1 protein-coding gene is annotated in these 412 nt (G+C 76.9%); it reads left to right on the top strand.

All coding sequences use genetic code 11. The features are described from left to right. A partial coding sequence (locus V2J85_RS40905) for a PAS domain-containing protein (RefSeq protein ID WP_474064982.1) occupies positions 1-412 on the top strand: 412 nt, incomplete at both ends.

Genomic DNA, 412 nt, shown 5'->3' with positions numbered 1-412 from the left:
CTCGTCGACGGACGGCCGATGGACGGGGAGTTCCGTATCGTGCTCCCCGACGGCCGGGTGCGCGGGCTCCGTATGACGGGCGAGCCGGTCCTCGACACCGAGGGCTGCACCGCCTCCATGTGGGCCGTCCTGCGGGAGACCGGCGAGGAGAGCGCCGGGCACGGCCCGGACGCGGCGCAGCGCGACGAGCCCGTCGAGCGCACGGAGCACCGGACGGCCGTGGAGCTCCAGGAGGCCGTTCTGCCGCCGTGGCGCGGTTCGTCACCCCTTCCGCGGCCCGCCCCGGGCGCCCTGGACGTCGCCGCCCACTACCTCCCTTCCGCGTCGGGCGGCCGCGTCGGCGGCGACTGGTACGACGCGATGGCGCTGCCGGACGGCCGGACCCTGCTGACCGTCGGCGATCTGGCCGGGC

Source organism: Streptomyces bugieae, from assembly GCF_036352915.1.
GTDB lineage: Bacteria > Actinomycetota > Actinomycetes > Streptomycetales > Streptomycetaceae > Streptomyces > Streptomyces endophytica.
The sequence above is the reverse complement of the archived record's forward strand: the minus strand, read 5'-3'. Positions and strand labels throughout refer to the sequence as shown.